The organism is Brenneria populi, from assembly GCF_036016195.1.
GTDB classification, from domain to species: Bacteria; Pseudomonadota; Gammaproteobacteria; order Enterobacterales; family Enterobacteriaceae; genus Brenneria; species Brenneria populi.
Genome location: NZ_JAYWTM010000001.1, coordinates 539,965 through 552,757 on the forward strand (window position 1 = coordinate 539,965; position 12,793 = coordinate 552,757).

Annotated in this window: 12 protein-coding genes; 7 read left to right on the top strand and 5 right to left on the bottom strand. The window is 55.3% G+C overall.

Features of this window, described 5'->3' with window-relative positions:
* Position 1 precedes the first annotated feature (1 nt).
* From nifD to VSX58_RS02435, 4 genes are read left to right on the top strand one after another with little or no spacing between them, the layout of a single operon-like run.
* Positions 2-1,450 (top strand): nitrogenase molybdenum-iron protein alpha chain, encoded by a 1,449-nt coding sequence (gene nifD / locus VSX58_RS02420; RefSeq protein WP_327616648.1) that lies wholly within the window; start codon positions 2-4, stop codon positions 1,448-1,450.
* Between the two features lie 60 nt (positions 1,451-1,510).
* On the top strand, positions 1,511-3,076 hold the full coding sequence (gene nifK / locus VSX58_RS02425; RefSeq protein ID WP_327616649.1) for a nitrogenase molybdenum-iron protein subunit beta: 1,566 nt from the start codon (positions 1,511-1,513) through the stop codon (positions 3,074-3,076).
* Positions 3,077-3,134: 58 nt separating this feature from the next.
* Positions 3,135-3,350 carry a putative nitrogen fixation protein NifT gene (gene nifT, locus VSX58_RS02430; RefSeq protein ID WP_327616650.1) on the top strand — a complete coding sequence of 72 codons (216 nt, stop codon included), beginning with the start codon at positions 3,135-3,137 and terminating at the stop codon, positions 3,348-3,350.
* A 37-nt stretch (positions 3,351-3,387) separates the two neighbouring features.
* Positions 3,388-4,053 carry a NifB/NifX family molybdenum-iron cluster-binding protein gene (locus tag VSX58_RS02435; RefSeq protein WP_327617046.1) on the top strand — a complete coding sequence of 222 codons (666 nt, stop codon included), beginning with the start codon at positions 3,388-3,390 and terminating at the stop codon, positions 4,051-4,053.
* An 82-nt stretch (positions 4,054-4,135) separates the two neighbouring features.
* Here VSX58_RS02435 and VSX58_RS02440 read toward each other — a convergent pair whose 3' ends face one another.
* The 5 genes from VSX58_RS02440 to dld all read right to left on the bottom strand — a co-directional run bounded on the left by VSX58_RS02440 (position 4,136) and on the right by dld (position 9,214).
* A complete protein-coding gene (locus VSX58_RS02440) occupies positions 4,136-4,687 on the bottom strand; it encodes a CD3072 family TudS-related putative desulfidase (protein WP_327616651.1) in 552 nt (183 codons plus the stop codon).
* Positions 4,688-4,750: 63 nt separating this feature from the next.
* Complete coding sequence (locus VSX58_RS02445) at positions 4,751-5,422, bottom strand: amino acid ABC transporter permease (protein ID WP_327616652.1); 672 nt, start codon at positions 5,420-5,422, stop codon at positions 4,751-4,753.
* On the bottom strand, positions 5,403-6,194 hold the full coding sequence (locus VSX58_RS02450; protein WP_327616654.1) for an ABC transporter substrate-binding protein: 792 nt from the start codon (positions 6,192-6,194) through the stop codon (positions 5,403-5,405). The genes VSX58_RS02445 and VSX58_RS02450 overlap by 20 nt, the downstream gene beginning before the upstream one ends.
* Positions 6,195-6,208: 14 nt before the next feature.
* Positions 6,209-6,955 carry an amino acid ABC transporter ATP-binding protein gene (locus tag VSX58_RS02455; RefSeq protein WP_327616656.1) on the bottom strand — a complete coding sequence of 249 codons (747 nt, stop codon included), beginning with the start codon at positions 6,953-6,955 and terminating at the stop codon, positions 6,209-6,211.
* Between the two features lie 498 nt (positions 6,956-7,453).
* Positions 7,454-9,214, bottom strand: coding sequence for a D-lactate dehydrogenase (dld, locus tag VSX58_RS02460; RefSeq protein ID WP_327616657.1), 1,761 nt, complete (start codon positions 9,212-9,214; stop codon positions 7,454-7,456).
* A 265-nt stretch (positions 9,215-9,479) separates the two neighbouring features.
* Between dld and nifE the strand changes: the two genes are divergently transcribed.
* Genes nifE through VSX58_RS02475 form a run of 3 tightly spaced genes read left to right on the top strand, consistent with a single transcriptional unit; the run spans position 9,480 to position 12,718 of the window.
* Complete coding sequence (gene nifE / locus VSX58_RS02465; protein ID WP_327616658.1) at positions 9,480-10,856, top strand: nitrogenase iron-molybdenum cofactor biosynthesis protein NifE; 1,377 nt, start codon at positions 9,480-9,482, stop codon at positions 10,854-10,856.
* A 15-nt stretch (positions 10,857-10,871) separates the two neighbouring features.
* On the top strand, positions 10,872-12,272 hold the full coding sequence (gene nifN, locus VSX58_RS02470; protein ID WP_327614977.1) for a nitrogenase iron-molybdenum cofactor biosynthesis protein NifN: 1,401 nt from the start codon (positions 10,872-10,874) through the stop codon (positions 12,270-12,272).
* Positions 12,260-12,718, top strand: coding sequence for a NifB/NifX family molybdenum-iron cluster-binding protein (locus tag VSX58_RS02475; protein ID WP_327616659.1), 459 nt, complete (start codon positions 12,260-12,262; stop codon positions 12,716-12,718). Before nifN ends, VSX58_RS02475 begins: the two co-directional genes overlap by 13 nt.
* Positions 12,719-12,793: the final 75 nt, after the last annotated feature.

Genomic DNA, 12,793 nt, shown 5'->3' on the forward strand with positions numbered 1-12,793 from the left:
TATGACAGACACCATCATACAGCAGAACCAGGCGCTGATTCAGGAAGTGCTTGAAGTCTTTCCCGACAGAACGCGGAAAGAGCGCGCCAAACATATTATGACCGTCGAGCCGGGAATGGAGTCGGTCGGCAAATGCATCATTTCCAACCGCAAATCCCAACCGGGCGTCATGACGGTGCGCGGCTGCGCCTATGCCGGCTCGAAAGGCGTGGTATTCGGGCCGATCAAGGATATGGCGCATATCTCTCACGGCCCGATCGGCTGCGGCCAGTATTCCCGCGCCGGACGGCGTAACTACTACACCGGGATGAGCGGCATAAACAGTTTCGGCACGCTGAACTTCACCTCGGATTTTCAGGAAAAGGATATCGTTTTCGGCGGCGATAAAAAGCTGCGCAAGCTGATCGATGAGCTGGAGATGCTGTTCCCGCTCACCCGGGGCATCAGTATTCAGTCGGAATGCCCGGTCGGGCTGATCGGCGATGATATCGAAGCGGTGGCGCGCGAAGCGAAAGGGGCGATCGGCAAGCCGGTGATCCCGGTTCGTTGCGAAGGCTTCCGCGGCGTTTCTCAGTCGCTGGGGCACCATATCGCCAACGATGTGATCCGCGACTGGATTTTACCCGCCCGCGACGATAGCCCCTTCGCCGCCACGCCGTACGACGTCGCCATCATCGGCGATTACAACATCGGCGGCGACGCCTGGTCTTCGCGCATTCTACTCGAAGAGATGGGGCTGCGGGTGGTCGCCCAGTGGTCCGGCGACGGCACGCTGATGGAAATGGAAAAGACGCCCAAGGTGAAGCTCAATCTGGTGCACTGCTACCGCTCGATGAACTACATCTCGCGCCATATGGAAGAGAAGTACGGCATTCCCTGGATGGAGTACAACTTTTTCGGCCCCACGCAGATCGCGGCGTCGTTGCGTAAAATCGCCGGCCAGTTCGACAGCGTCATTCAGGCGAACGCCGAAGCGGTCATCGCCCGCTATCAGGCGCAAACCGATGCGACGATCGCCAAATATCGCCCGCGGCTGGAAGGCAAAAAGGTGCTGCTGTACGTCGGCGGGCTGCGTCCGCGTCACGTTATCGGCGCGTATGAAGATCTGGGGATGGAGATTATGGCCGCCGGGTATGAGTTCGCCCATAACGACGACTACGACCGCACGCTGCCCGATCTTAAAGAGGGCACGCTGCTGTTCGACGATCTCAGCACCTATGAACTGGAAGAGTTCGTAAAAAGGTTGAAACCGGACCTGGTGGGGTCGGGCATCAAGGAAAAATATGTTTTCCAGAAGCTGGGTATGCCGTTCCGGCAGATGCACTCCTGGGACTACTCCGGCCCTTATCACGGCTATGACGGCTTTGCGATTTTCGCCCGCGATATGGATATGACGTTAAATAACCCCTGCTGGCAACAGCTGACCGCGCCTTGGCTGAAATCCGCCTGAGGCCCGACGATCCCTTGATCCCGTTCGTTCACCGATTTGTGGCGCGGGAGGAGAAATACCATGAGCCAGAATACCGAAAAAGTGAAACCCTGTTATCCGCTGTTCGAGCAGCCGGAATATCAGGCGTTATTCGCCAGCAAAAGCGAGCTGGAAGAAGCGCACGGCAAGGATCGCGTGCAGGAGGTGTTTGCCTGGACCACCACCCCGGAATATGAGGCGCTGAATTTTCAGCGCGAAGCGCTGACGGTCGACCCGGCGAAAGCCTGCCAGCCGCTGGGCGCCGTGCTCTGTTCACTGGGATTTGAGAAAACCTTGCCTTATGTGCACGGCTCCCAGGGATGCGTCGCCTATTTCCGCACCTATTTCAACCGCCATTTTAAAGAGCCGGTGGCCTGCGTTTCCGACTCAATGACCGAGGACGCCGCGGTGTTCGGCGGCAGCAACAACCTGAATCAGGGGCTGCAGAACGCAAGCGCTCTGTATAAACCGGAAGTGATCGCGGTCTCCACCACCTGCATGGCGGAGGTGATCGGCGATGATCTGCAGGCCTTTATCAGCAACGCCAAAAAAGACGGCTTTATCGATGAAGCCATTGCCGTGCCTTATGCGCATACCCCCAGCTTTATCGGCAGCCACGTCACCGGCTGGGACAACATGTTCGAAGGCTTTGCCCGCACCTTTACGCAGGGCGTGACGGGATACCAGGCCGGCAGCAACGGCAAAATCAATCTGGTCGCCGGTTTCGAAACCTACCTCGGCAATTATCGCGTGCTGAAACGTATGATGAAGCAGATGGATGTGCCGTGTTCGCTGCTTTCCGACCCGTCGGAAGTGCTGGATACCCCGGCGGACGGCCACTACCGCCTCTATGCCGGCGGCACCACGCAGGCGGAGATGCGCGATGCGCCCAACGCCATCGATACGCTGCTGCTGCAGCCCTGGCAACTGGTCAAAACCAAGAAAGTGGTGAAGGACGATTGGCAACAGCCCGGCAGCGAGGTCGCCATCCCCATGGGGTTGGCCGGCACCGACGACTTTTTGATGACCGTCAGCCGGTTAACCGGGAAACCCATTGCGCAAGCGCTAACCCTGGAGCGCGGCAGGCTGGTCGACATGATGCTGGATTCTCACACCTGGCTGCATGGCAAACGCTTCGGCATCTATGGCGATCCCGATTTTCTGATGGGGTTGACGCGCTTTTTGCTGGAGCTGGGCTGCGAACCGGCGGTGATCCTTTGCCACAACGGCTCCAAACGCTGGCAGAAAGCGATGAATAAGCTGCTCGAAACCTCGCCGTACGGCAAGGAGAGCGAGGTGTTCATCAATTGCGATCTGTGGCATTTCCGCTCGCTGATGTTCACCCGCCGACCGGATTTCATGATCGGCAACTCGTATGGCAAGTTTATTCAGCGCGACACCCGAGCCAAAGGCGAACAGTTCGAAGTGCCGCTGATTCGCATCGGTTTTCCCATCTTCGACCGCCACCATTTGCACCGGGCGACCACCTGGGGCTATGAAGGGGCGATGACGATGCTGACCACGCTGGTGAACGCCATTCTGGAAAAACTTGACGATGACACCATGGCGCTGGGCAAAACCGACTACGGTTATGACCTGGTTCGTTGACGGCAATACCGCGCCGCAGCTAATCCGGCGCGGTTTTCCCCGCTTTACAGGAGGTCGCATGGCCAGCATCACCCTTCGTCAGCGCGCCGACGGCATGCACTGTTATATCGCCAAAAAAGATCTGGAAGCCAGAGTCACTTTTCTGGAGTTCGACCGGCCGGACCGCTGGGGCGGCCGCATCGAACTGGAAGGCGGGCAAGCGTGGTTTGTGACGCCGCTGAGCGAAAAGCCGGCGCTGCCCGTCACCTTACGCGCCCAAAAATATGAAAACTAACCGTCGATGACGACCACTACCGGAGACGCTCATGAGCCTGACTCGGGATGATTTACTGTTCTGGCGGCTATTCGCCCTGGCGCAACTGCTGCCTGAAATCGCGCCCGCGACGTTAATCAACTGGCTGGAAACCGCCTGCGACGACGCCCTGACGCTGGAGCGCTTGTCCACGCTACCGCTTGAGGCGCTGTCCCGCCATTTACCCGTTGATAACAGCCTACTCACCGTTGCCCGCTGGCAGCAAATCATGGATTGCCTGCACGGCAATCTGCCGCCGCATTTAACCACGCAGTCCGAACGCAAACAGGGGCAACAGCTCCAGGCGGCCTTTGCCTCGAGCAACGGCCTGACGATCAACGGCCACTTCGGCCAGTGCCGGCTGTTCTTTATCTACGCTTGGGATCGGCAGGGGCCTTTCCTCAGCGGCCTGCGGCGCTATCCGCCGCAGGAGGGCGAGGAGGGCAACGAAGGACGGCTGAAGCTGCTGGCCGACTGCCACCTGCTGTTTTGCGAATCGATTGGCGGGCCGGCCGCGGCGAAAGCGATTCGGCACAATATCCACCCGATCAAGGTTCCCCCGGCCACCATGATCGACGAGCAGATCCAGGCGCTGCATGGGATGATCACCGAACATATGCCGCCCTGGCTGGCGAAGCGGTTGGGAAAAGATAACCCGCTGCAGCGGCGGCAGTTCGGCTTTTGACCTGAGAACGGGCGGGCGTATCTGTCGCCCGCTATATCGTTTGAGGCGCTATTTTTAATTTCAGTGAGGGATGTTTATTTTCTTATCGAGGGGCGTTATAGAGCGCGTTTTTCACGTTTTGCCATGAGAGCTTTTGCGGGTCGAACTCGTCTAACCCCACCATCGGCAAGGGCAGATTTTCTTCCATTAACATCGCGCGCAGTCTATCCATATAAACACCACTTCCGCTAATAATCGAATAGCTTTGCGATACGGCGCCGCAGCGAAAAGATCCGCCGGTGTAACCGATACTGGTGGTGTCTACGCCACATGAGGGACTGCCATCCATCCCGATTATACCCATCATATGGTAACCGCAAGCGGTATAGTCAATAACCTGATCGACGATCGGCCTCAGAATCTCGCTACAGTGCCTGATGAAAATCGGCGTATCGTATTGCTCCCTGGTCATCCCCCAGCGTTTACAGCCGGAAAATAACATTTCCGGACAGGGGAGCTGAATGATGCCAATTCCGTCATCAAGCATATCCTTTACGATAGTTAACGATCCCGGCATTTTGGCAATACCGAACACTTTCGCATTAACATTGAGTATGCAGTGGCTGACAATGACGATCTCTTTTTTTCTTTGCATGTTATACTCTCGAATATATTTCATCTATCAGCGGGTTCTGCATTTTAAAATGCCGGTTTTTAGTCAAAAGTTCATTTTGTTTTCCAAGCGTTTTGAAAGAAAAACGACAGACATAACAAGGAGGTAATAAATCAAAGCGACCATAACATAAACCTCTAATGGCTTATATGTTCTGGTATAGATAAGTTGACCTACGCGCGTAAGCTCCATAATCGATAGTACGGAGATGAGCGATGAATCTTTTAGAATTAAGGTGAATGTATTAACCAATGCGGGTAGGGAAACACGCAAAGCTTGCGGCACAACAATAAAAAGAGTGGTTTCAAGACGGTTCAAACCAAGCATCCATGCCGCATCTATCTGTCCTTTCCCCACGGACTTTAACCCACCTCGAATAATTTCAGAGATATATGCTGCCGAATTAAGTCCCAGAGCAATAATGGCTGCCGAATAACGTTCCATGTTCACACCAATGGAAGGTAATCCATAATAGATAATAAAAATCTGAATTAATAATGGTGTGCCGCGGAAAAATGAAACGTATATGCTCAACATCGATTCAATAACCCCCTTATTGCTGCGCAATACCCCCACCAGGACGCCAAGCGTTAACGCGAAAATAAAGGCAAGAAGGGTAACCAGTAACGTAATGCCAATACCTTCGCTAATAGCGGCATAGTTATCATAAATCAGTGAAAAGTCGAAATTCATTATTTTATTTACCTGTTCTGCCAACCGTTAGCCATCTTTTTTCCAGTGCAGACAACTCGCCATTTTGTTTCAAATTTAGCAGTATATTATTCAACTGGTTCCTCAATTCCGGCGTATTTTTACGCGTCACAATGGCAATATCTGAGACCTCATCATCAATCGGGGCGGCGACACGAAGTGCCGGCGCGGTTTTTAGCGCATTGACGGCATAAGGGTACCCCACAATGATGGCGTCAATACGTTTATGCTCAAGGTCGAGAAAAGCTTCGGGATTGTAATTATAGCGCCGGACTTCTCCGAATTCGTATTTTTCCGCTGCTTTATCCGTCCGTTGCTCAGATGCCGACCCCAGTTGCACGCCGACAATTTTCCCTGCCAAATCCGCCGCGGAACGAATTGTGCCGTTATCCTTATGTATCACCACGATATCGCGGAGCTGATAATAGGGGGTTGTAAAATCGACATTCCGTTCCCGTTCTTCGGTCCGGGTCATTCCGGTGATAAGAATATCGAAATCGCCTTTGTTCAATGAAAGAATTAGCCCTTGCCATTCCGCATCCCGTAACACAGCAGCGACTCCCAGTTCACGCGCGATAGCCTTGCCAAGATCGATATCAAACCCTTCAAATTGGCCTGTTTTTTCATTTCTGGATTCAAACGGCGGATAAGCCGCGGTAAATCCAATGATTATTTCTCCTTTTCTCTGAATATCGATCAAAGAGGTGTCGGCCGCGAATAACGAGTGAGAAAGAAACAGCAAAAAAAAGCCGAGTGGCGCTAATATGTAAACTTTCATCTTTATTTCCTGGTTTAATTGGTAAGCATTCGTTTTAAAAAAGACTGGGCTCTGACAGACGTTGGATTGGAAAATAGTTGTCCAGGATGCCCCTGTTCGGCAATAACGCCCTCATCCATGAAAACGATATGATCGGAAACGTCTCTGGCGAAAGACATTTCATGCGTAATCACCAACATGCTCATGCCTTCACGCGACAAATTTTTCATGACATCAAGCACTTCACCAATCAATTCGGGATCTAGTGCACTTGTCGGTTCATCAAAAACAAGAAGAGAGGGATTAAGCGCCAGTGCTCTGGCGATAGCGGCACGCTGTTGTTCGCCGCCGGAAAGCGCATTAGGTTTATAGGAGAATCGGTGTTGCAGATGCACTTTTTCCAGCATTGTCATCGCTAAGTCGTAAGCCTCATTTTTTTTCAGCGTTCTACGGCGGCATAGCGCAAAAGCCACATTATCAAGGACCGTCATATGAGGCCAAAGGTTAAACTGCTGAAAGATCATGCCAACGTAATAGCTTCTTTTTTTGGGGGAATGGATCAGTTGAGCGATCTCGACATCATTAATTTGTATTTTGCCGGAAGAAAACGGCTCAAGTCCGCAAACACAGCGAGCCAGCGTGCTTTTCCCCGCGCCGCTTGGGCCAATAATCGAAACCGTTTTCCCCTTGATGACATTAAACGAAATATTACTCAGTGTAATATACGGCCCATATGATTTACTTAAGTTATTTACGTGTAATGCAGTATTATCTTTATGCAAAATGGCTCCTTATTACGACAAGGCGTAAAACATTCAAATAAAGACAGGAATAAGATTATTAATTTACATATTCGCGCAATGGTATGTCGACAATAACCAGTTGATTATCTGATATGGGTTAAGACAATATTTACCCGCATTGCAAATGTCAAACATGAAATATAAATATGGTTATTTATATATTGTAATAACAAAAATAATCGATGGATGTTGTATATTCCAGTAACCTATATAAGTTATGTTTTCTTTTAAGTCGGAATGGTCGACATGGCAGGGCGCTGTATTTTTAACGCATGGCGTAAATGCGTTGAATAGTTATTGATGGAATAATAGATCGCGTTAGAGAAATCATGAAGAAAATAATGCGTTATATCGCCCTCTGTACTTTTCAACCACGTCGCCGGTTTTTCCCTATAAAGAATAATCAATGATTGAACAGGCGACAAATTCAACGCACCATCTGCGCCTGCTCAAGGAAGTTATGCGACCAATTAGCCCTCAATGCGCCGAGTGATGCCCGTCATCGCCGCAGCCGCAGCCCCAGTTTTTCAGTTTGGAGGTTTTGCCGATCCCCGGATTCAGGCTATTGGTGGGATCGTTATGCTGATAAAACGCCTTCAGCTGGGGTTTGGCCTTATACAGATGGCCGACGTTATGCTCGGCCGGATATTCGGCGCCGCGCTGGTCCAGCAGGACCAGCATTTTCTCTTTCAGCTTATGGACGTCCACGCCTTTCTTCACGATGTAGTCCTGGTGGAAGACATGGCACATAAAGTGGCCGTAATACAGCTTATGCACCAGCATGGCGTCGATTTCCGGCGGCAGGCGCTCAAACCATTCATGGTCGTTGCGCCGCAGGGCGATATCCAGCGGCAGGATGTTTTCCACTTCTTTGCTGTGCACCGCATGATAGCGAATCGCCGCGCCCGCCGCCGCAAAGCGGTGTAAAAAGGCTTTGGCGCCTTCCTCCTGCGAACAGACGAAGAATTCGCCGTCGGCCTCGCGGAAATAGCTTTCCAGCCAGCGGCGCGCTTCGTCGATGCCGTCGCCGGCCATTTTCAGCATCAGATGGTGCTCATAACGATCGCGATAGGCCGTCATTCGTTTCGGTAGGTGGGAGGGCAGCAGGCGGCTGAGCAGCTGCATGGTGCGATCCACCAGATGCGACGGCAGAAAAGGCACTTTGTCGAAAATGGCGTCCATTCGGCCCTTCAGGTTGAAGAACATCGGCATCTTGTCGGTGCCCAGCTTGTCGATCATGATAAAGGTGTCTTTGCCATAGACTTCGGCGATGTTGAACATATCGCGGTGCAGGTACTCGCCGGCCACCGGCAGGTTTTTAAACTCGGCGAGGATATGGCGGCGCAGCTCGGTCAACACCTGCGGCTGATTGGTGCCGATATAGAAAACCTGCTGGGATTTTTCCGCCGGGAAGGTATCCAGACGCACGGCAAAAACCGCCAGCTTGCCGGCGCAGCCCGCGGCTTCGAACAAACGGCGCTCATCGGCGTTGAAACGCGAGGGGGTGTCGGCGTCCACGTCGCGGATACGCTCGACGTATTCATGATCGGAGGCCTGGCGCCCATCGTGAATAACGTCTTTGTCTTCATATTGCTGTAGTTCCAGACGGGTCAGAATCTCTTCCGGCGTGTCGCCCAGGTTGATTCCCAGGTGGTTGATCAATTCCACCTCTCCCTGTTCATTGACCCGGCCGTAAAGCGCCATTTCGGTATAGGCCGGCCCGCGGTGAACCAGCGAACCGCCGGAGTTATTGCAGATGCCGCCGACCACCGACGCGCCGATGCAGGAAGATCCGATCACCGAATGCGGCTCGCGCCCCAGCGGTTTCAATACCCGCTCCAGGTGCCACAGCGTGCTGCCCGGCAGCGCCACCACCTGTCGCCCGTCATCCAGCAGTTGGACTTTATCCAGGCGCAGGGTATTGATAATGACAATTTCCCGGTCGTAATCATCGCCGCTCGGCGTAGAGCCTTCGGTCAGCCCGGTATTGGCCGCCTGCATCAGCACGATGCGTCCGGCTTCGATGCTGGCTTTGAATACTCGCCACTGTTCAAGCAGCGAGGCGGGGAACACCACCGCCAGCGCATCGCCCTGGCCGGAACGGAAACCTTTGCGATAGCGCTCGGTTTTATGTTTGTCGGTAAGGATATGGGATTTTCCGACAATTCCGGTCAGGGTGTGAATGAGAGATTGGGCGTCAACGGAAGGGGAACTTACGGGGGTTGCGTGGTCCTGCATGACAGTCTGTCCTGTTAATTAATCCAATTAATCCAGTGAATACGATAAAAGCATAGTATTTACTTCAAATCTTGCTCACGGATATTCCGTTTACCGCACAAAAGCGGCGGCCTGTTCCGGCGGCGGCGGATGCGCCATCTGACAATCATTGTTGCTTTTGTCGTACAAGCGACAATATTAATTCGTTTTAAATCAATAAATTAAAGTTTGGCGCGCCAATTGCAGCGGAAGTGATGAAGTCACAGCAAGCGTGCCGAGGTGAGTCATGAGAAGTAGTGAGATTGCGGCGTTAATGGATCAGCCGGCCTGCGACCATAATGGCGGCCGTAAATCCGGCTGCAGCGCCCCCAAACCCGGTTCGGCGGCGGGCGGCTGCGCGTTCGACGGCGCCCAGATCGCCCTGTTGCCGATTGCCGACGTCGCGCATCTGGTGCACGGCCCGATCGGGTGCGCGGGCAGTTCCTGGGACAACCGCGGCAGCCATAGCTCCGGACCGCAAATCAACCGGCTGGGTTTTACCACCGATATGAGCGAGCAGGATGTGATTATGGGACACGGCGAACGGCGTCTGTTTCATGCGGTGCGCCATATCGTCGACCGTTACCGCCCGGCCGCGGTGTTTATTTACAACACCTGCGTCCCCGCGATGGAGGGTGATGATATCGAAGCGGTGTGCCGGGCCGCGGAACAGGTCAACCATATCCCGGTAATCGCCATTGACGCCGCCGGATTTTACGGCAGCAAGAATCTGGGCAACCGCATTGCGGGCGACATGATGGTCAAGAAGGTGATCGGCCGGCGCGAACCCGCGCCCTGGCCGGAAGATTTCGCCATCCCGGCTTCGCGCGGACACAGCATCGGCCTGATCGGCGAATACAATATCGCCGGCGAGTTCTGGCATGTGCTGCCGCTATTGGATCGGCTGGGGATCCGCGTGCTGGGCTCTCTTTCGGGCGACGCCCGCTTCGCCGAAATTCAGACGCTGCACCGCACAGAGGCCAATATGCTGGTGTGTTCGCGCGCGCTGATTAACGTGGCGCGCCACCTCGAGATGCACTACGGCACGCCCTGGTTCGAGGGCAGCTTCTATGGCGTGCGCGAAATGTCGTCTTCGCTGCGCACGCTGGCCGGCTTGCTGAATGATGCCGATCTGCAGGCCAGAACCGAGCGGCTGATCGCTCAGGAAGAGCAGGCGGTCAATACGGCGCTGGAACCTTACCGCCAGCGGCTGCGAGGCAAACGCGCTCTGCTGTATACCGGCGGCGTGAAATCCTGGTCGGTGGTGTCGGCGCTGCAGGATCTGGGGCTGGAAGTGGTGGCGACCGGCACCAAAAAATCCACCGAGGAGGATAAAGCCCGCATCCGCGAACTGATGGGCGACGACGCCGTGATGCTTGAGGACGGCAATGCCCGTCTGCTGCTGGATACCGCCTATCGTCATCACGCCGACATCATGATCGCCGGCGGACGCAATATGTATACCGCCTATAAAGCGCGTCTGCCGTTTCTGGATATCAATCAGGAACGGGAGCACGCCTTTGCCGGATATCAAGGCATCGTCGCCCTGGCTCGCCAGCTCTGCGCCACGCTGGAAAGTCCCATCTGGCCGCAGGTCAATCGCCGGCCGCCTTGGCATAGCTGAAGAAGGAGAGGTGCGATGGCTCAGGTTTTGAAATCGGCCAAACCGCTGGCGACCAGCCCGATTAAAAGCGGCCAGCCGCTGGGGGCGATTCTGGCCAGCATGGGGCTGGAGGGGTGTATTCCGCTGGTGCATGGGGCGCAGGGGTGCAGCGCTTTCGCCAAGGTGTTTTTTATTCAGCATTTTCACGACCCCATTCCCTTGCAAACCACCGCGATGGACCCGGTCACCACCATTATGGGGTCGAACGATAACGTGCTGGCGGCGCTGTCTCTGCTGTGCGAACGCCACAATCCCAAAATGGTGGTGGTGCTGAGCACCGGTTTGTCGGAAGCGCAGGGCGCCGATCTGGCGTTCGCCGTGCGTCAGTTCAGGGAAACATACGCCAAATATCAGTCGGTCATCGTGGTGACGGCCAGTTCGCCCGATTTTTACGGCTCGCTGGAAAACGGCTACGCCACGGTGCTGGAAAGCGTTATCGAACAGTGCGTGCCGGCCGCGCCGCCGACCGGCATGCTACGCAAAAAACGGGTGAATCTGTTGCTGGGGCATATGCTGACGCCCGGCGACCACGAGCAGATTCGCAGTTATGTGGAGGCGTTCGGCCTGCAGCCGATTTTTCTGCCCGACCTCGCCGGGTCGCTGGACGGCCATCTGGCGGAGGGCGATTTCTCGGCATTGACCCAGGGCGGCACGCCGGCGCGCATGCTGGAACAGATGGGGCAGAGCGCCTCGACCGTCGCCATCGGGGTATCGCTGCAGCGCGCGGCGAAACTGTTGGAGAGCCGCAGCCACGCGCCGTCGCTCTGGCTGCCGCATCTGATGACCCAGGATTGGTGCGACGTCTTTATCCATCATTTGCACAATCTGTCCGGCCGCGAGGTTCCCGCCTGGATCGCGCGCCAGCGCGGCCAGCTGCAGGACGCCATGATCGATACCCATGTCTGGCTACAGGGTAAGCGGCTGGCGATCGCGGCGGAGGGCGATCTGCTGGCCGCCTGGCTGGATTTCGCCGTCAGCCAGGGGCTTCGGCCCGAATGCGTGGTCGCCCCGACGAACCAGCCGGGCCTGTCGTCGCTGCCGGTGGCCGAAGTGCAGATCGGCGATCTGGAGGATGTCGAAGATAAGTTACAGCGTCATGATATCGATATCCTGTGCGCCAATTCGCACGCGGCGTCGCTGGCGCAGAAATACCGTCTGCCGCTGGTGCGCATCGGTTTCCCGCTTTTTGACCGTATCGGCGAGTTTCGCCGCCTGCGGCAGGGCTATGCCGGTATGCGCGATACGCTGTTTGAACTGGCCAACGCGCTGCGTCAGGCGCATCGCGAACTCCCGGCGTATCACTCGCCCCTGAAACAGAAATTCCCGTCTGCGGCCGCGCAAGATCCCGTCGCGGAGGTCAAGCCATGCGACATTTAACCCGCCAGTTGGCGATCCCATCGGCCGATAGCTGGATTATCCGTATCGCGTTCGCCAGCGTTGATTTGCGCGTCGTCGATCAGCATTTCGGCTCTTCGCCGCGCCTGGCGATTTACGGCGTGCGCCGCGATGAGGTGCAACTGCTGGAGGTGGCCGACTTTAGCGTCTGTCCGGGCCACAGCGAAGACAAACTCATCAGCCGCATCTGCGCGGTGGAGGGCTGCTTCACCCTGTACTGCACCGCCATCGGCGATACGGCCTTCCGCCAACTGCTGGGGATCGGCGTGCGGGCGGTCAACGTAGCCAGCAACACCCCGATAGCCATGCTGCTGGCCGACGCCCAGGCGTTGTGCGACGACGGACGGGTCAAAAAATCGTTGCGTAAAAGAGACGCCGGCCGTTTCGACGCCATGATGCAGGAGAGCCGCTGGTCCGAGGAGGAGTAAGGCGTGTCGCCTGTGCGACAAAACCGACAATTGCCGGCGTTTACGCTACGCCCCGACAATCACATCCTCATCTAT